The sequence below is a fragment of the Ignavibacteria bacterium genome (genome assembly GCA_041649015.1).
GTDB lineage: Bacteria > Bacteroidota > Ignavibacteria > Tepidaquicellales > Tepidaquicellaceae > CAIKZJ01.
Genome location: JBAZNU010000001.1, coordinates 150459 through 170495, shown reverse-complemented (window position 1 = coordinate 170495; position 20037 = coordinate 150459). Strand labels below are relative to the sequence as shown.

13 protein-coding genes are annotated in these 20037 nt (G+C 37.6%); 7 read left to right on the top strand and 6 right to left on the bottom strand.

Annotated elements, in window-relative coordinates; translation table 11 throughout:
- The first annotated feature begins 13 nt into the window (after nt 1-13).
- Complete coding sequence (locus WC644_00640) at nt 14-2464, top strand: T9SS type A sorting domain-containing protein (GenBank protein MFA5010435.1); 2451 nt, start codon at nt 14-16, stop codon at nt 2462-2464.
- A gap of 751 nt (nt 2465-3215) precedes the next feature.
- Here the strand turns inward: WC644_00640 and WC644_00635 are convergent.
- The 6 genes from WC644_00635 to WC644_00610 form a co-directional block, all read right to left on the bottom strand.
- Nucleotides 3216-5759, bottom strand: a complete 2544-nt coding sequence (locus tag WC644_00635) for a hypothetical protein (GenBank protein ID MFA5010434.1) — start codon at nt 5757-5759, stop codon at nt 3216-3218.
- A gap of 89 nt (nt 5760-5848) precedes the next feature.
- Entirely contained in the window at nt 5849-9712 is a 3864-nt protein-coding gene (locus WC644_00630) for a hypothetical protein (GenBank protein ID MFA5010433.1), read from the bottom strand.
- 245 nt (nt 9713-9957) lie between these two features.
- Nucleotides 9958-11223: an Nramp family divalent metal transporter gene (locus WC644_00625; protein ID MFA5010432.1), complete on the bottom strand. Its 1266-nt coding sequence runs from the start codon at nt 11221-11223 to the stop codon at nt 9958-9960.
- A gap of 7 nt (nt 11224-11230) precedes the next feature.
- Nucleotides 11231-12484, bottom strand: coding sequence for an MFS transporter (locus tag WC644_00620; GenBank protein ID MFA5010431.1), 1254 nt, complete (start codon nt 12482-12484; stop codon nt 11231-11233).
- On the bottom strand, nt 12474-12944 hold the full coding sequence (nusB, locus tag WC644_00615; GenBank protein ID MFA5010430.1) for a transcription antitermination factor NusB: 471 nt from the start codon (nt 12942-12944) through the stop codon (nt 12474-12476). Before nusB ends, WC644_00620 begins: the two co-directional genes overlap by 11 nt.
- A 46-nt stretch (nt 12945-12990) precedes the next feature.
- Nucleotides 12991-13971 carry a YdcF family protein gene (locus tag WC644_00610; GenBank protein MFA5010429.1) on the bottom strand — a complete coding sequence of 327 codons (981 nt, stop codon included), beginning with the start codon at nt 13969-13971 and terminating at the stop codon, nt 12991-12993.
- A gap of 80 nt (nt 13972-14051) precedes the next feature.
- Between WC644_00610 and tmk the strand changes: the two genes are divergently transcribed.
- From tmk to WC644_00580, 6 genes are read left to right on the top strand one after another with little or no spacing between them, the layout of a single operon-like run.
- Nucleotides 14052-14672, top strand: coding sequence for a dTMP kinase (gene tmk / locus WC644_00605; protein MFA5010428.1), 621 nt, complete (start codon nt 14052-14054; stop codon nt 14670-14672).
- Nucleotides 14665-16317, top strand: a complete 1653-nt coding sequence (locus WC644_00600; protein MFA5010427.1) for a S41 family peptidase — start codon at nt 14665-14667, stop codon at nt 16315-16317. Before tmk ends, WC644_00600 begins: the two co-directional genes overlap by 8 nt.
- Nucleotides 16317-17441, top strand: coding sequence for a 5-(carboxyamino)imidazole ribonucleotide synthase (locus WC644_00595; protein ID MFA5010426.1), 1125 nt, complete (start codon nt 16317-16319; stop codon nt 17439-17441). The genes WC644_00600 and WC644_00595 overlap by 1 nt, the downstream gene beginning before the upstream one ends.
- 1 nt (nt 17442) lies before the next feature.
- On the top strand, nt 17443-18741 hold the full coding sequence (locus WC644_00590; protein MFA5010425.1) for a dipeptidase: 1299 nt from the start codon (nt 17443-17445) through the stop codon (nt 18739-18741).
- Nucleotides 18742-18750: 9 nt separating this feature from the next.
- Nucleotides 18751-19152: a YkvA family protein gene (locus tag WC644_00585; protein MFA5010424.1), complete on the top strand. Its 402-nt coding sequence runs from the start codon at nt 18751-18753 to the stop codon at nt 19150-19152.
- Nucleotides 19153-19950: a TIGR00282 family metallophosphoesterase gene (locus WC644_00580; GenBank protein ID MFA5010423.1), complete on the top strand. Its 798-nt coding sequence runs from the start codon at nt 19153-19155 to the stop codon at nt 19948-19950.
- The last annotated feature ends 87 nt before the right edge of the window (nt 19951-20037 follow it).

Genomic DNA, 20037 nt, shown 5'->3' with positions numbered 1-20037 from the left:
AAGCTACAATGCAATGAAAAAGTATTTTGTTCTTTTACTGTTTATCATTATACCTGTGGTTATAACAGCACAGGATCTAAATATTCCAAACAATGTATATGATAAAGCGGACGACTACACAAAGTCACGAAAGGCTTTTAACCGTGAAAGGTGGTTTCATGAGCAACGGATGTATCCCAACAATTTTATACCGGATGGTGCGTATCAGAAAGCTTTTGATGAAAAAATGAAACTGCGGAGAGAAAGCGGAGTTTCCTATCCAACTGTAAATTGGACTAACCTTGGACCTACACCCGGATATTATTTCGATTATGGAAATATTTCATCAAGAATAGTGACCGTTAAGTTTGACCCTTCAAACCCGAATATCATTTATGTCGGTGCGGCAAACGGCGGAATCTGGAAGTCAACAGATGGCGGATTAAACTGGGTTTCAAAATCTGACTTTGAAGTGTCTCTTTCATCCGGAGCACTTGCGATTGATCCGAATAATACGAATATCATATACTACGGTACGGGAGAAGCCACATACAGCGGTGCTTCATACTACGGACGAGGACTGCTAAAGTCGACAAATGGCGGAGAAAGCTGGACAAGCATTACAGCGGGTTTACCTTTCAGTTCATATTTCTCGAGGCTTGTTATTAAACCCGGTAATTCGAATACTTTATTTGCAGCCCTCGGTACGTCTGGTCTTCATGTCAGTACGGATGCAGGTTTAACCTGGTCCGTTGTTGTAAGCGGAAGATGTGATGACATTGTATTCTCCCCAGACGGAACAAAGGCTTATATAGTCGGTTCCGGAACATCATACAAGATGTCAACCGACGGCGGTGCAAATTTCAATACTGTTACATTTACACCAGGTATGGGAACAAGAAATCATATAGCAATCTGTAAATCATTTCCGAATGTTCTTTATATATCAAAATATTCAGGTTCTTCAATTACTGTTTACAAATCGACAGACAGCGGACTGAATTATTCGCAGATATCCGTGGGGACTGATTTCAGCGGTTCACAGGCATGGTACGATTTTTACATGCACGTAAATCCTTTTAATCCGAATATAGCTTACGTCGGCTCGATAGATATATGGAGAACAACAAACGGTAACACTTTTGTGAACAACACAAACGGTTATTCAGGCGGGAACGTTCATGTTGACCAGCACAACATGGATTTCCATCCAACCGATTCAAATGTGTGTATTTCAGTTAACGACGGCGGTATATGGTATTCATCAAACAAAGGCGATTCATGGATGAACAGAAATGCCGGATTGACTTTAACACAGTTCTACAGAATGACCTCTGACCCATCAAACGCTAATCATCTTGCAGGCGGTACTCAAGACAACGGTACACAAAGAACGAAAGGTACTGCAAACTGGAATGCTGCTTTCGGCGGTGACGGAGGAGAGGTATGTTTCCATCCGTTGAATTCAAATTACGTGTTAGGCGAGACTCAGAATAACGGTGTCAGAAGGTCGGTTAATAACGGGGAATCCTGGTCGAGTGCAACAACCGGTCTTACGGGTTCAGGTGCCTGGGTCGGTCCGATTATAGCACATCCGGATTCGGTATCAATATTTTATACTGCGAGAGGGCAGGTGTTTAAATCGACAAATATGGGATCGTCCTGGGTTGCAATATCCTCAGGCACATCGGGGACAATACGTGAGATGGCAATAAGCAAATCTGACACAAAAGTTATGTATGCTACATCGGGAAGCTCTGTTTATAAATCAAACGACCGAGGGTATACATTCGCATTATCGAATTCAGGTTTACCGAATAAGACAATAACAAGTATTTATATTCATCCTGATTCTTCTGATGTTGCTCTCGTTACGATGTCCGGTTTCGGCGGTAATAAAATTCACAAAACAACAAACGGCGGAGTGAACTGGTTCAGCATTTACGGAAATCTTCCTGATTCTCCGATAAACGACGGTATGTTCTACTATCCGAATTTTGCCACAAACATTATTCTTGCAGCAACGGATGTTGGAGTTTTTATGACAACCAATAATGGAACAAATTGGACTGAACTCGCGGACGGTCTTCCTAACACAGTGGCGATGCATATGGATTATAATTCAGCATCAGGTAAATTACGCATCGGGACTCACGGGCGCGGTACATGGGAGCTTAACGGTTCGTTGCTTGGCATTACTAACTATAATTCCGAACTTCCTGATAAATATTATTTAAGCCAGAACTATCCGAATCCGTTTAATCCATCAACAAAGATTTCCTTTGGGATTGTCAAATATGGATTTGTAACCCTAAAGGTTTATAATGCTCTCGGACGGGAGGTTGCAGTACTCGTAAATAAAAATCTAAATGCAGGAACATACGAGGCATCATTCCGAGGTGATAATCTTAGCAGCGGAATTTATTTTTACAAACTTGTGTCGGAGAATTTTTCCGAGACAAAGCGTATGATGCTTGTGAAGTAATCAGTCCCGACAAGTCGGGATGCAAAGAACGCATAATCAGTGATCAGTAAACAGTGGTCAGTAAACAGTTGAGAAAGATTTAAAATTATTTGAAAGCCCGTTTTTACGGGCTTTTTTTATGATAAAAAGCAGTGAGCACTAATCGGACAATAAAACAGGAATATTTTTCGAGACCAATTTAAGACCAATCTGAGTACAAGGTGACTGAAAGATTAAGAAAAAACGAAAGTGCGATTTTTGAGCATTTTCGGGGAATAAAACTTAAAAAATAACAGAGAAATATTTATTACAATATTTTACTCACTCCCTTCATTATTAATCACTACAAGAACCAAAATCTGGACACGGCATATTTTTGTCGATTTTTTTGTACGGATTATAAGTGACAAGAAATACATGGAATTATTTAATGAAAAAGATTTTTTTAAGGGCGAAAATATTTTAGAAATGAGAATTTTCGTGGCACAATTTCGAAAAATTTTGTGATTATAAGTAGGAAGGTATATTGGTTGATGGTTGTTAGTTGTTGTTTGTTAGCCCAAACTGTAAGCCAAAATTCAAGTATGAAATTAAATAAGAGAATCTTGGGGAGATATAAAGAAACACGAACAGAGCGTATATCTGTTTAAACCTGCTGAAGGGGGTAAGGCATAAAACTTTAGCCCTGCAGGAAGCGATATGTATTTAAATTCGCTTTGCGGGTAAAGATAAAAATTATTGTCGTATGCAGCGGGGCTATTTCATTAAGAAATTAAAAACTTTTGGATAATGTTGCTGTAAGAACGAACTCATCGTTATTTCCGTAAAGATAATATTTCTCCCTGTAAAAATTCTGTTCCGCGGTTAAATAAAAATCAGCGACATTCCAAAACGGAACGCTAGAGGTAAACGATATTCCGAATTTTCTGTTCGTTCCCCATTCATTTGTGAAATCAAAGCCAAGGGAATTATTCCAGATATCGAAAGCAGTGTAAGAACCCATAATACCAAAACCGGTCATGTTAGTATTATCCAGAGGAGTATTTTTTATGTTATATGTAAGTGAAGCGGATAAAGTCAACGGAAGTTTTTTAAAGTTAATATCTTCCCTGAAAGTGAAATCTACGATTGAGAAATACGCCGAATCCTGCGGTCTATTGTCAGAACTTTTTGTTGATGTAATAATCAGGAGTGAATTTGCAAAGAAGGATTTTGCGGATAACTTATATCCCGAGACTAATGAAAGGATATCGAGGTCATTTTCATAATAATCGACATGAGGACCGTTATTAAAGGACCTAATAGGCATGTACCTAAGAGTTAAGTTTGCTGTTTTATCAAATTTGAATTTAACTTTGAAATCATACTTGTTAGTATAAGTTGTTATAGAATTTAATTCGCCGACGTTGTCATTTTTATGTTCATAACCGCCGTTAAACAAAATGATGCCATTTAGAAATTCCTGATCGAGAGTAACTTTCAGCCTCATCTGTCCTTTCCCAGAAATACCTGGTGCGCCGTAAGAAATGAAGCCCGGTCCGATGAGTTTATACTCAATACCGAGATTAGACTTTGTCTCAGGGAGATTAAATGCACCTTTTATTCTGTACATTAGGTCATACTGGCTGCTTGTGTTAGCATTTGTAAGGTTTTCGAGAAACGATGGTATATCGCCGGCTGCAAGTTTTGGAGCGAACTTATCACGTGTAGTAACTGTGACGACGGCTTCAGATTCAAGTGATATTCTTTCATTCAACAGATTAAGCTTTCCATCTGCACCAAGCAATGTGTTTTCACCCGGGGTTGGGATGATTGAAGGGGGGCCTAATGATGAACTGACAGTTGACGGATTTATGGTATTTTCTCTATCAAAAGATTTCATGTACGTGAAATGAAGATGGGAGTTTTCTTTCTCGCCGACACCAATGCTTCCAGCGTACAGATTTCTTGCATAGACAGAATCCGGAATAGCGTCGAGGTTACCTAAACCAGTCGCTTTCAAGTAAAGCAAGCCCGGATTAAAAGTAAAATCAAGACCTTTAACTTTAACACCGCTGACAGTGTATTCGGTATAGGTCGGATAAGTTTCCCAAATACCAATTTCCTTGAACATAGAAATAAATTTTAAGTGCCCCGGTAACTTTTTAGATTCATCGCCGATTTTTTCCTTTATTTGATTTTTTAGACTGTTCAGGTCAAATAACAAGGCGAAGCTGTTAATATTTTGTCTGTAATCTTTTTGTTTAGTATCTAAATACAGGTCCATTTTAAAAGGTATTCCATAGAATGCGACAGTTGGACTAATGTTAATATATCCAAAGTTTGCGGGAGATTCGGAATTTTTTGATTGTTCGTTTTGAAAATTGCTTCCAATTTTATACGACAGACCGAAATCAAAAGATTTTGTACCGAACACTGAGTTTTTTGTTGTGCCTCCGGTGCTTAATCTCAGGTTATAATTATTCTGCACATTTTCGTTGTCATAATTTTTTCCGAAATCACGAGTGTTAGATTTTAAAAGACTGTCGCTGCTGAGTTCATCCGATGTTAAGTCCTTGTACAAAAATGTTCTTATTTCGCTTTGATTCATGAGCGATCCATCGAAATAAGTTTTAACCTGCCAAGCATATTTCATTCCGTGAACGAATCTTCTACCGACGAGAGGATACTGAAACAAGTTTGATTTAATGTTTTTCTCAACGTAAGAAGCGGGGTTTGAAATGGTAGCATAGTAAGCGGATTGCCTGTTTAAAATTGTATAAAATGAAATTTCATAAGTAACTCTAACTCCAGTCGGGTAGGGCGTTGGCGGCAGCCATGAAAACATCGGCTGGAAAGTACTGACTTCTTCGTTATCTTCCGGCATAATCAATTCTGTTTGAGTGACGTTAAGAATTTCATAATCGTTGCAGAAAGAACCGAGGTCGGAACCATCTGCAGAGTTTCTTGCATAAATGCAGATGTTATACTCTCCGCTCTTGAAAGTACCTGTACTGTTTAAAGTTTTCTCGACGTTATTATCATATTTTTTAATATCAATAGGACTTATTTCGGAAGCATTAACTTTTTTGGAGCCAGTCGGAAGTAAAAAGCTTGAAGTTCTTCCCTCTGCAACTTTCTGATTAGTTTTTATGTCAGTAACCTGAGCGAAGAGATAAACGTTAACAGCCGAACCGCTGTTAGATAACGTAACTTTCCACAGATTATCAGCCTTAAACTGAAATGGAGGAGGCTGTTCGAGATAAACATTTACCTGCGCGAACAAATTTACCGTAAACAGTATTAATGAGACAACAGTAAAAATTATTTTCTTCATATCTTATAATTAATATATTTTAATTCTTAATTAAAAAGAAATAAAGAGCAGAATTACCTTTCCGCTCATTTATTTCAATAAATAACTGTTTACTTAGGACCCTCTGTACCGCCACTAAAATTAACAGTTATCTTGCATTCACCGCAGAGTTTTTCACCGCAGAACACCTCATAAGTTATTGTGTATGTACCTGCAGGAAAATTATAAGTGAAACTATTGCTATTACTTGTTCCGCTTGTTACAGTCTGCCCGGATTTCTTTACCGTATATTGATATTTTGGTACGCATGGTGCAATACAACTATAAACAGGTGCTGTAACCGTATTCTGTCCGGCGTTAACAGTTTTTATTATCTTAGAGTTACAGCCAATAGTAGTTGAACCGATTTTTATGCTACCTGACCAGTTCTTGTCGCAGCCGCAATCTATTGGATTAACACAGAGAGGTAAATCTCTGCATACTGTTTCATTGCAAGTATCTTTTGGATTTTTATCATCTACAAAACTAAATGTAAAACAAGCAGGATTTACCGGCGCACCATTTGAAGTAAAAACACAAGTAATGTTACTTGTTCCCGGACTTAAAATGCTTGGTAAAGCAGGTGAAATTAAAGTAAGATTACTTGACGTAATATTGCTTAACATTACCGGATTACTGTTTGGGTTGCTTATTTTAAATTCTATAGAATATCTTGCATTACCATGGTCATCTTCGCATTTAACATCCAGAACTTTAGCCTTGAACTTACATGGCACTTCGGGCGGCTTGCAAACAGGAGTTGTGATGCAAACAGTATCTCCGTGGCAGCACCAACTATAGTTTTGTCCGATGTGTTTGTAAATAGCTGTTTCAAAGCAAACGTTGACTCCCTCGCCGACACCGCTGATAATTAATGATTGAGGAGTTGAAATACCATTTGGTCCTATACTTACGTTCGGGAAGTTTACCGGAGATAGCGTCAGGTCGGATGGAGATATAGGATTAAGTATAAATCCTGTTGTTGTATTATTCGAATTATTTTGTATCTGGAAATTATACTTGAAAGTGCCGTTTGCAAGGCATTCGATCGAGTCGTTTATTATTTGTGCACAGTTATTCTTCGGTTCTTCTCTTGGAGGACAGGTTGTTGTAAGTGTATCTATACAAACAATTTCAGCGTCTTTAATCCATTCGACGAGAATTTTTTGCGGAGATGTTGTAAATCCTGCCAGGCAGAAATTAAGAATATTGTTTTGATTACCGGTTGGAATAAATCCGCTCGAATGAACATACTGTATTTCGTTGGAAGGAAATATATTCATCGAACCCCAGCCGCTTCCAGAAGCCGCTGTCCACGTGCTGAACATAGTTCCTGATTCTGTTTTTAGTTTCACCTGAGTAAAATAATTAGCGGGAGCGTTATTAATCAGGTTCAAATCGTAACAGCAATTATATGGGTCTCCTGTAATCGAAGCGCTTACATCTTCGCAAATACATGATGGTGTTGTTATACATAAAGTATCGTAGCACCAGCAGCAATTGTCAGGACTAATGTATTTCATGAGTATGCAGATATTCGTGTTTTCATCTGCACCGCTTATTACTGCTGTGATAGAACCTGATGTCTGATTATTACCCAGCGCGGGTGATATAGCGGATGAAACCGGAGTTATCACAGCACCCGTCGGAGAAAGAACTGTATATTCTACGACACCGATACTGAAATTAGAATTGTTAGTAATCGAATATGTCAGATCGTAATTACTACCGTTACAAACAAGCGTATCCTGTTTAAAGGTTACGCAAGGGATATTACAATTGACGTTCACAGTGTCTGAACATATAATAGTATTATCATTTTTCCAGCTAACGACAATCTGCTGAGGACTTGAAAGCGTTGAAAGACAGAAATTAAAGAATCCGTTGAGCTGTCCGCCGGGTACGCCAGAATTCTTTTTAACAGTGTAATTCTGCGGACTTGATGATGTGTACATCCAGCCCGTGTAGCTGCTTCCGAGACTTCCAGACACGAATGTGTTTTGTCCAAGCGGCAGAAACTCAATCGTATTGACACCAGCTAAATTCTGCGGTTGGCTTAAATTAATCACACCGCAGCAGTTTCCGACTGGAGACGGAGAAATGGTTGCTGTTAATGAATCGCATGGATTTGATGAACCATGGGGTGGATTACAGTTCATGATACAGACGTTATCTATAAGAAATTTTTCGTTCCCTGACGAGCCGCTCATATCGACTAAAAACATTACTGCAGTTACATTGCTTAGTAAGTTAGTCCAGTTCGTGCAAGTATCCCCACCATTTAATACTTTCCAGGTTCCTTCCGAACTTAAAGGTAGAGATCCGTTAGCGCATGGTCCTAAAGGTGCGCATATATGCACCCAGTCTGAACTATCTTGAACAGAAGTCGAAGCAGTAAATACGGCGGCTATCTGCGGGTTTGTTCCCCATACCATTGGTTGTGTTTCGTCAAAATTCTGAACTAAATATATTCTTGGATTTACAACCATTCCCATGGCATCTGTTATAAGTTTAAAATCATAGCATAAACAATTTCCCGTAAATTGTGAATAATTTCCTACATAGTTTACTTTGTTATAAATAAATGTAGATCCGGCAACGTCGTTTACACGAAGAGAATAATTTGATGAACCTATTGTTGAACCTGGTGAAAAGACATACATATTATTAGTTGAATTTGTGATATTCCCAGCGTCATTGGTGTATGTTTTCCAGTTTGATATTGTGTTGTTCTCGAAATCAGTACAGAAACTGGTTGGAGTCGTTTGACCGCAGTTAACCGTGAGCGTATCCATAATATTAGCGTATGATTCGCCCCCGTTTGTTGACCATTGAATAAAAATTTGAAACGGTGCTGAAGCACTTGTAAAACAAACTGTTCCATAATTGTTTGTTCCTGCCTGAAAGTCACCGAGCCCTTTCCAGAGCATATGATTAGTAATTGGTGGCGCGGCTGGCATTACACTGCAATTTACCGGATTTGCACTTTGAATGTAATTTGCAGGTAGAACCATTCTAAAAGCATCATAGGAAAGCGTTCCAGTACTGTTGTTTACGTTTACAGCAAAACAGCAGTTAGCGGCAATTACAGGTGTAAGGGAAACAGTTATTTGACCCCCGCCTGATACTATCATGAAGGTTGAAGTTCCGCTTATGACTTTCCCATTGCTGATTTGCCATGCATACCTTTTCCCGGGCTGCAGTTTTTGTCCGGTTGAGGGATACACGAAATTTGTTTTTAAATATTCCTTCTCAAAAAAAGGTTTACTATGAATCATTGCTGCTTCGGGAGATTCGTCTGAGGATATTTCTACAATCTTAATTTTATAACTCCCCTTAAGATTTCCCATACTAACCCAACTAAACATTAGCGGCTCATCTGTGTTTATTTCTGATTTATTTTCCGGGGTTAGCAAACTTATTTCAACTTCCTGTTCGATTTTGATTTCATTATCTCTGCAATCGCTTCCGAGTTCATCGTTTGTACCTGTCTGCTTTGCATAGACGCAGATTGTATAGTTACCGTCGGGTAAAGAGCCTTTTCTCATGAGAGCATCTTTATACCGGCTATCCCTGCTTGGATAGGATACCTCAGGAGTTTTCGGCAGGTCGCTTGCTTTGAATCGTTTTCTTTCTTTTGCTTTTAGTTTAACGGGGGTGGTGGTTGCAGATGCTATTAGCCCTGCTTTTGATTCATTTAGAGTACCGTACAGATAGAACTCAACATCATTATTTGAAGTGTTATTTAGTTCAATGTTGTAAAGGTCTGCTATACTTAACTGATTTGGAGGAGGCTGCTGGAGTTTTATTTGAATTGACGACTGTGAATGCACAGCCGATGTAACAAATAATATAACAGCAAAGGCAATAGAAATACGTCTGAACAAATGCAATGAAGCAAAATTCAGAGTGAATTCTGTAAAGTTGTTTTTCATGTTCTCCGTTTAGTTTATGAGATTATAAATCCGTTTTATATCAGATATTAAACTCTGATTTAATTTAGTCTTTTGTTTGCCTTATGTCAAGAACAAACATAAAAGACATTCCTCCTTGTTCAGCAATAAAATTGAAAAGATCTTGTAAATATTCAAAAACTAAACAGGGGATAATATGTATTATTAGGAATCAAATGTAAACACAAATAAAATAAATAAGAAAAATATTAATAAACCGTAAATTCTTATACGAAGAATGAAATGAAAAGCCGGATATTAAGGTAAGTTACGACAGCCGCTATAAGCAGTAATAAATATTTTGTGAAAACATTGTTAGCATGTTTACCCATAATCTTTTTAGAAGAGGTTAAATATATTTGAAGGAATATTGTGAATGGAAGCTGAATGCTTAGAATCATTTGTGATATAATAAGTCCTTTAAACGGATTGCTAATGAAAAGAATAATTATCAAAGCAGCAATAAGAGAAATGCCGACACCGAGTTTTGAGTGGCTGTCATTAATGTCATAAGGTTCACCGAACATTCCGGCAAGAATTGAACCTCCTGCCATACCGGAGGTAATACTTGAAGCAAACCCAGCAAAGAGCAGTGCAACAGCAAAGATAATTGCAGCGTAGTTTCCGAGCAGTGGTTCAAGAAGTGACTTTGCCTGTTCGAGTTCGCTGACAGGCAGTCCGTTTTTAAAAAATGCAGCAGCAGCAAGAATTATCATTGCACTATTAATTGCCCATCCGATTACCATTGAGAAAAGAGTGTCATAAAATTCATAATCGAGCTGCTTCTTAATTACATCTTCATTCTCAAGGTTCCACTGACGGCTTTGGATGATTTCGCTGTGAAGGTATAAATTATGCGGCATAACGACAGCACCCAGCACTGCCATTACTATCATAATAGAGCCGTCGGGCATGTTTGGTGTAATCCAACCCATAGCTGCACTTCCCCAGTCAACATCAGCGATGAACAATTCGTATATAAATGAGATTCCAATAATGGAAACAAAACCTATGATATATTTTTCTATTCGCCGGTATGAATTAGTGAAGAGTAAAATACTGACCGCTATAACGGTAATTAAAGAACCTATTTTTATCGGAATCTTCAAAAGCATATTTAATGCTATTGCAGCACCGAGAATTTCTGCAAGTGAGGTTGATATGGATGCGAGTACCGCAGAACCTAAAATAGTTCTTGAAACAGGTTTAGGCGTGTGAAAAGTTGCTGCTTCAGACAGGCATAGACCGGAAACGATTCCAAGGTGTGCCACGTTGTGCTGAAGTATGATTAGCATTACAGTTGAAAGCGTTACCATCCATAGAAGTGTGTATCCAAAATCTGCCCCTGCAGAAATGTTTGAAGCCCAGTTGCCCGGGTCGATAAAACCGACCGTAACGAGCAGTCCCGGTCCGATATATTTAAAAATTTCAAGTCCTCCGAAAACCGGTCGATGTTCTTTCTTGTTTCTGAGGTCTTTAATGAAATTTTTTATACCCATGTTATACGTTACATGCGGATTCTTCCTTTACATGCTTTAGCATCCAGAGGCCAAGCAAGAAGAAAGCGGTTAATGAAAATATAGCGAGCTTCTGTGAGCCGGTGAGCCACGATATTAAACCAAATGTCAGAGGACCTATAAGAGTAGATGTTTTTTCGAATAAAGAATAGAAGCCGAAGAACTCTGTTTTAATTTCAAATGGCGTGAGTTCCGTCATCAGCGTTCGAGAGAGGCTTTGAGTTGAGCCGAGGAATAGTCCTGCAAATCCGCCGACTATGAAGAAATAATGGATTTTGAAACTGCCCATTATAAGATAAGTTTCAACATCAACAAATATATAAATGAATATTAAGATAGCAATCCAGAATAAAATATTAATAATTATGGATTTCTTTATACCGAGTTTATCTCCGAGTTTAGCAAATACGAGTGAACCGATCATTGCGGTTAACTGAACGAGTATAAAGAAAATTGCAAGCTGCATTGTTTCAAACCCGAGGGTTTTTCTTGCGTATATTCCGGAAAAAAATATAATAGTGTTTACAGAATCAATGTAGAGAAAGTAAGCAATCAGATAGTTTCTGAGGTTTTTATAGTTATTAATATGTTTAATAGTGTTAAAAACTTTTTTAAAACCATAAGTGATGTTATCTAATGCACCGGTTTTAATTTGCTTATCCTTTTTCTTCTCTTTAAGGAATAAAAACAAAGGAAGAGAAAATACGAGAAAGAATAAAGCAGTTATAAGAAACAAAAGATTGTAATTATCTTTTAGCGGAAATACCAGCAGAACAGATATCAGCGAGCCTACGTAACCGACAGCGTAACCGTAAGAAGAAACTTTGTTATAGTCCTTTTCGTCAACCATGTCGGATATAAAAGCGTCGTAAAATGTAATACCTGTCTGAAAGCCTATGTTTGAAAGCACGAAGAGAACAAGAGCAAAAATTATCGTCCCTTCGCCAGTGAAATACATAAGTGCTGTTGGTATAACACAAAGCAGTGTGAAGATAAAAAGGTAATGCTTCTTGTTTGAAGAGCGGTCGGCGATAGCGCCGAAAATAGGATTTAAGACCGCAGAGATTATCATCGAGACATTTATACCGAGCGACCAATAGAAATCTCCGACCGGTTTAGCCGAACAGACAACATCAGTGAAGTAAACAGCAAAAACAAAAGCGACGATAATAACAGCGTAGGACGAGTTTGCGAAATCAAAAAGCGTCCATATAAAAACCTGCTGTTTATTTTTCATTCTCTGGTTTTTTAAAATCTATAAGTCCTCTGCCTGATTTATTAAGTTTGTTTTCTTTCTTTAAATCCGTGAGTATTCCGTCAAGGACGCCATTTATGAACGTCGGACTTCTTTGCGAACAGTATATTTTAGCGATTTCCAGAGCTTCGTTTATCGAAACTTTTGGGGGTATTTCAGGGAAGAAAAGAAGTTCCGCTATGCACATGCGGATTAATATCTTGTCAAGAATAGAAACTCTTTCGAACTGCCAATTATCAATTTTTTCTCTTACCATCTGGTCTATTGCTCTCTGGTGTTTCAGAACGGAGTCAATAAGTCCGGATGCGAATTCATAATCTTCGTTATCCTTTATTTCCGAGATTAAGTCATTTTTTATTTTATCTATAGGCTCTCTTGAAATCTGGTGTGCATACAGCACTTCGAGTGCCTTAATCCTGATAAGTCTTCTTTTTTTAGACATATATTTAAAGAACTAAAATTTTATGATTTTATCTATACAAAAATTGCTAACCTATACCTGAAAGCCAAAATAATAATACGGCGAAAGATTCTTTAATGCAGAAGTTCAGATAACTTTCGGTTGAGAGCGGAGTATCCGATGAAAATGCGTCGGCATTCATATTGTTGAACCTGCATAATTCTTTTGCTCTGAAAAGGTGAAAATTGTCAGATATCAAAATTAGTTTCTGATAGTTAAACCTTTTGTAATACTTATCTCTTACAAATTGAATTTGCTCATTCGTAGAATTCGACTTTGCTTCAATAAGCAGATTTCTGGGATCAACACCGTATTTTATGAGTTCATTTTTTGATACCTCGGCTTCGGTAAGTTCATTCGGCGACCCCCCACCGGTAAGAATAAGTTTTGTCACGTATTTTTTCTCATATATTTCGAAGCCCTTGTTAATTCTTTCCCTAAGAACCGGAGAAGGACGGTTGCCACCCCATACGGCGGCCCCCAGTATAACACCTGCGTCTGCTTTTCTGACCCCTGTCTTGTATTTATGGGAGTCGTCGGTAAAATTATAAACAGTAAAAAGAGTTAAAGAAAATATAATTACAAGGAACAGGAGCAGATAACCGAGATTGTTCAGCAGATGCATCTTTTTTGAAGATGAAAAATATAGTACAATAACAGATATTGACAAAAATACTTTTATAAGGAAGTATAAAACAAACAGAATCACTTTCTTTTCTTTATCCAGAATCGAGTACGAAAACAGCAGAATTGCCACATCCGCAACGGATATAAAAAGGAGCGCCATAAGTACGCCCGTCCTGTACTTTTTCTTAGAGAAGATATTTAAAAACAAAAATACAACAAGGATAAATGTTATTATACCCGTCATCAGGTTTCCTGTCATGTAAACCGAATAGTTATCGAGCATAAGCTCCTGATTAGAGTATCTCAGGTTAGTAAGTAAAAATTCTGAGAAAACAACCGTCAGCAAAACAAAGAACAATATGAAATTCTTGCTTTTAAACAATATTTGAAGATTAATTTATCGTAAGTAAATTAATAAAAAATTACTTATTTTAAAGTGCTTAAATCTATTTTATAATCAAAATGTTTATTACGTTTGAAGGAATTGACCTGAGCGGAAAATCAACTCAGGCAAAACTATTGTACGATTACCTCCGTAGAAGAAAACGAAAGGTTATTCTTGTCCGTGAACCGGGAGGGACGCATACTTCAGAAAGAATTCGAGATATACTTCTGGATAAATCACATAAGAAAATGACTGCACTGACAGAGTTCCTACTTTTTTCAGCATCACGGCAGCAACTTACGGAAGAAGTTATAAAACCTCATCTTCAAAAAGGATACATAGTTATCTGCGACAGGTATTACGATTCATCGACCGCTTATCAGGGGTACGGCGGAAAGATTGAGATAAGAACCATAAAAGAAATTAATAAAATTGCTACAAATAAATTAAACCCTGACATCACATTTTTTGTTGATATAGATATGGCGGAATCTTCAAGACGCCGTGCCGCGATGAAGAAAACAAGAGACAGAATGGAAAGCAAGAAATCAGCTTATTTCAAGAAAGTCATTGACGGTTACAGAAAACTTGCGGTAATAAATAAAAGCCGTTTTGTTAAATTAAACGGAAGTAAATCTATTGAAGAATTGCAAACCGAAATTTTAAACATATTAAGGAAAAGGAACGCAAATGTATAAAAACAGGAGAATACTGTTAATCTTTATATCTCTTCTTTTTGCTGTAAACTCATCCGCTCAGTATAAGGAGGATGTTTACGATAAGATAAACAGGAATATGGAGATTTTCGGGGATGTATATAAAGAAATTCTTCTTAACTATGTTGATAAGATTAATGCAGATAAATTTTTTGAAGCAGGTGTTAACGGTATGCTCGGTACGCTTGATCCATACACGGTATATTACAGCGAAAATGACAAGGAGTCACTTGACCTTATAACAGCAGGGAAGTACGGAGGAATAGGTATTACAATAAGCTACCGCGATTCAGCTCTTATTATTATTGATATAATGAACGGGTATGAGGCAATGCGTAAAGGACTCAGAAGAGGGGATATAATAAGAAAAATTGACGGTACAGATATAACATCACTGAATACTGAAACTGTAAGAAAACGTGTCCGTGGAACAGTCGGAACAAAGCTCTTAATGGTCGTTGAACGCGATACAGAACTTCTTGAATTTGAACTTACACGTCAGGAGATTATTCTAAAAGATATTTCTTATTACGGTTTCTTGAAGAATTATGATAGAAACATTGCATACATTAAACTTGACAGGTTTGGGACAAATTCGGCTACTGAATTTGAAAACGTACTTAGAACTCTGAAGTCAGAAAAAGACATTCAGGGACTCATTATCGACCTGCGTAATAATGGAGGCGGTTTTCTTAAAGCATCAATTGATATGCTCGGTATGTTTGTTGAAAAGAACAATCTTTTGCTTACTACAGAAGGGAATAAGAGCGGCTCGGAAACGAAATATTTTTCAAAAGATACACCACTTCTGAATAAAGATGTACCCGTGGTTGTGATGATAAACGAGGGCACAGCTTCAGCATCAGAAATCATGGCCGGAGCAGTTCAGGACCTTGACAGGGGAGTTATAGTTGGTACGAAATCTTTCGGAAAGGGATTAGTTCAGAATATAAAAGATCTTGACTTCGGGTCAAATCTTAAGATAACCATCGCAAGGTACTTTACTCCTTCCGGCAGATGGATTCAGAGCAAGGACTATTTCCTCGAGAATAAACACGGAGTATTCAATAACCTTGAGAGTTTCAGGAACAAAGAGTTTAAGACACTTAACGGCAGGCCGGTATATGCAAACGGTGGGATAATGCCGGACGTGGAAATTAAATCATCGGGAGAAAGCGAAATTCACAAAGCTCTGCTCATGAAGGATATGTTTTTTAAATATGCGTCTGATTATGTTGCGGTCAATTCCGGAATAAAAGTCTTCAAAGCAACCGATGAAACTTATACTGATTTTATAAATTTTTTAAATGTCAGAAATTTTGATTTTAAATCTTTACCCGAAAAGAAGCTGGATGAATTGAAAAAATCATTAGCCGAAAAAAATCTCGACGGTACTCTTTCGGATTATATTAATGCAATCGAACAGACAATTAACACAGAAGAATCAGAAGAGATGCAGAAAGCAAAGGAAGAAATAAAACAGAGTATCGAAGAGGAAATAAATAAAATGATAGTGGAAGAAAAGGAACAGATAGAAGCAACTTTCAGCTCTGATAAGGTACTTCAGGAAGCCATTAGCATTATTCTCGATTCGCAAAGGTATAATTCAATATTAGGAATCAACTGATGAGACTCGGGATACTTGGCGGGGGCCAGCTTGCAAGAATGATAATCGAAGAAACTTCTAAGTATGGTTTTGAATATGTCATATACAGCGAATCTCCCGATTCTCCCGCTGGCAAGATATGCAGCAGGGAAATTGTAGGGAAGTTCAGCAATCTTGAGAAGTTGAATGAATTTTCATCACAGTGCGACCTTGTCACACTCGAAAATGAATTCATAGATAAAAAATATATTGAGCACGTTGAAGCATCGAGAGTGAAATGTCTTCCGGGTTCGGATATTGTCGGGTTGATTCAGGACAAGTTATTACAAAAGAAGAAATTAAAAGAGCTAAACATTCCTGTCCCTGAATTTGAAGAGGTAAATACATTAGATGACATTAAAAATTTCGCACGGATACATAGCTATCCAGTTATTCTTAAATCACGTACAATGGGTTATGACGGGAAGGGTAACCTCAGGATTGATGAAGAAGGAATGATTGATGAAGCCTTTAACGCTCTTTCTGAACGCGGCAAACTAATGTGCGAGAGTTTTATTGACTTCAGGAAGGAACTCGCCGTACAAGTTGTAAGAAGTGTTAGCGGAGAAGTAAAAGTTTATCCTGTTGTTGAATCTATTCAGAAGGACCATATCTGCAGCATCGTTAAAGCATCGAAAGATTTTGATAATAAAAACACGGAAACAACAACAGATATTGCTGTTAAAATCGTTGAAAGCATAAACTATATAGGTGTTCTTGCTGTTGAATTTTTTCTTATGGAGGACGGTAAGCTTTATGTAAACGAGCTCGCTCCCCGCGTTCATAATACAGGTCACTATACAATTGAAGGATGTTATGTATCTCAGTTTGAAAACCATGTTCGCGCTATAACAGGGCTTCCGCTCGGTTCAACGGATATGATATATCCATGTTCAGTAATGATTAATCTTCTCGGAAGCAGAGCCGGTAAAGCAAATCTTGAAGGATATTACAATCTAGTAAAGGACAAATACGCATACATTCATTACTATGGTAAAGAGGAAACCCGCGTTGGAAGAAAAATGGGACATATTACTCTTGTTGGAAACGATATGGCGGATTTGTTATTCAGGGCTTATAAGTATCATTCTCAAATTAAATTTTAAGATGAAATTCGGACTTAAATATAAAATACTTTTTGGATTTTTGCTTTTATCGTTTTCAGTTAATTTTTTAATTTATTGCAAGAATGAAATAAAGCAGGAATCGACGGATAAAAAGGTAATTACCATTCCTCTTGATTCAACAGATAAAACTAAACAGGACACAAAGAATAATTTGAAAGATTTAAGTGATGTTTTTAAACTTCATTATGAAGCATTCGTAATAGATACTCATAATGATTTTCTTTATCAGGTCTTTAATAAAGGTGCTGACCTGGGAAGAAAAGATAATTTTACTTTCTCAGGTCTTCCGCGTTTTGCGGAGGGCGGAGTTGATATGCAGGTATTTGCAGTCTGGATACCGGGCAGCGAAAGCAAACGTGCATATGCATTCGCAAACGAACAGATTGCTCGGTTAAAAGATTATGAAAATAAATATTCTGATGATTTTGAAATAGCTTACTACTACGATGATGTCATGAGAATAATGAAAGGGAAAAAATTCTGCGGAATGATCGGGATTGAAGACGGTGTTGCGGTGCATGATGATGTTGAAAACGTAAATAAATTGTATGAAGCCGGGGTCAGGTATATTGGCCTCACATGGAATAAGTCGAATAGAATTGGTTCTTCTGCCCGGGATGAATCAGAAAAAGGAACGGGCAAAGGTTTGACTAATTTCGGAAAGCAGGTGGTTGCAAGAATGGAGGAGTTGGGGATGCTTGTTGACGTATCACATTCGGGGGAAAAAACTTTTTGGGATGTAATTGAAATGACTAAAAATCCCGTGATAGCTTCACACTCAAACTGCTATGTCTTAAACCCGCATTACAGAAATCTTAAAGATGACCAGATTGTTGCAATAGCAAAAACAGGCGGTGTAATAATGGTAAATTTTCTCGATGATTTTATAAATCAAAACGGAAAATTTAACCGTGTTGCCAACTACAAGGCAAAATATGGAAAAGAACTCGATAATTTATACAATGAATATAAAGACGATTTAATTACGTTTAATGTTAAACGTTATGAATTCATGAAAGCTCATCCGATTGATGGCGGAACTTCTCTTGATGACCTGATTGACCATATCGATCACATAAAATCTCTTGTCGGTATAAATCATATCGGTATCGGTTCCGATTTCGACGGAGGAATTGTAGCACCGAATGAAATATACGATGCCACTTGTTATCCTGTAATCACAGCAAGGCTATGGGAAAGGGGATACACGGAAGAGGAGATTCGAAAAATTCTTGGGGAGAATTTCCTGAGAGTTCTGAAACAGGTTTGCAGTAAATAATATTAATATATGAAAAAAGAAGATATCGTAAAAACCTTTAGTTCATCTGTCGATAAGATTGATGAGAAAAAGATTGACGAAGTTATAGGTAATGAAAAGGTATTCGAGGAAAAAAGAAGTAATCTGAATCCTAAAAAGTTCTTTATGCTCTTTAAGCAGGTTAAACTCGGTTTTGAAATGCTTAAAGATTATAAAAAGAAGAACTATAAGAATGTACCATGGAAAACAATTGCTGTCATTACGACAGCCATAGTATATTTTATAAATCCGCTTGACTTAATGCCCGACTTCATGGGAGTTATCGGGTTTACGGACGATGCAATAGTTCTTGCATTAGTGTTTAACTCACTTCGCGACGAACTTATCAAATACTGTCAGTGGCGAGGTTTGAATCCGGGGGATTATTTTTAGATGAATAAGAATGTAAGAATACTCTTTATAGGGGATGTTATCGGTGTTCCCGGTTTTAATATGGTAAAGCTGGTGCTGCCCGGATTAATTGAAAAAGAAAAGATAGATTTTGTAATTGCTAACGGTGAGAACATTTCAGAGGGTATGGGTATCCTTAAACGTGATGCCGATACGCTTCTGACACTTCCCATTAACGTTCTAACTGGAGGAAATCACACACTTGATAAAATACAGTCGCATAAGTTTATTGATGAATCCAAAAATATACTGCGTCCATTAAACTATCCCAAAGGTGTTTACGGAAACGGTTACGGAGTTTTTAAAGCTTCAAACAAGGACGTTAATATAGCCGTAGTTAATCTTATCGGACGGGTGTTCATGAAACCTCTTGACTGTCCGTTTAGGGCATTCGACCGCCTTTACGAAAAAATTAAAGAAGAAGCTAAAGTAATCTTTGTGGATTTTCACGGTGAAGCAACATCCGAAAAAATTGCGTTTGGATGGTATGCAGACGGACGTGCTTCAGTTGTCGTCGGTACACATACTCACGTTCAGACAGCAGACAGCCGAGTACTGCCGAAAGGTACGGCTTATATCACCGACGTTGGAATGACCGGACCTTATGAATCAGTGATAGGTATGAAAGCTGATGCATCAATCCGAAGGTACATCTTCGGTACGCCTCATAAACACGAAGTTGCAGATGGTGACGTTCGTTTTGCCGGCATCATTGCCGATATAGATTCGGAAACAGGTAAAGCAAATTCAATAAAAAGAATTCTTTACCCCGAGTTTTAATTATTATGTTAAAAGCAATACTATTAGTTTTGCTCTCAAGCTATAATATACAATCCGTGATAATCCGTATAACCGGACTGCTAAAAG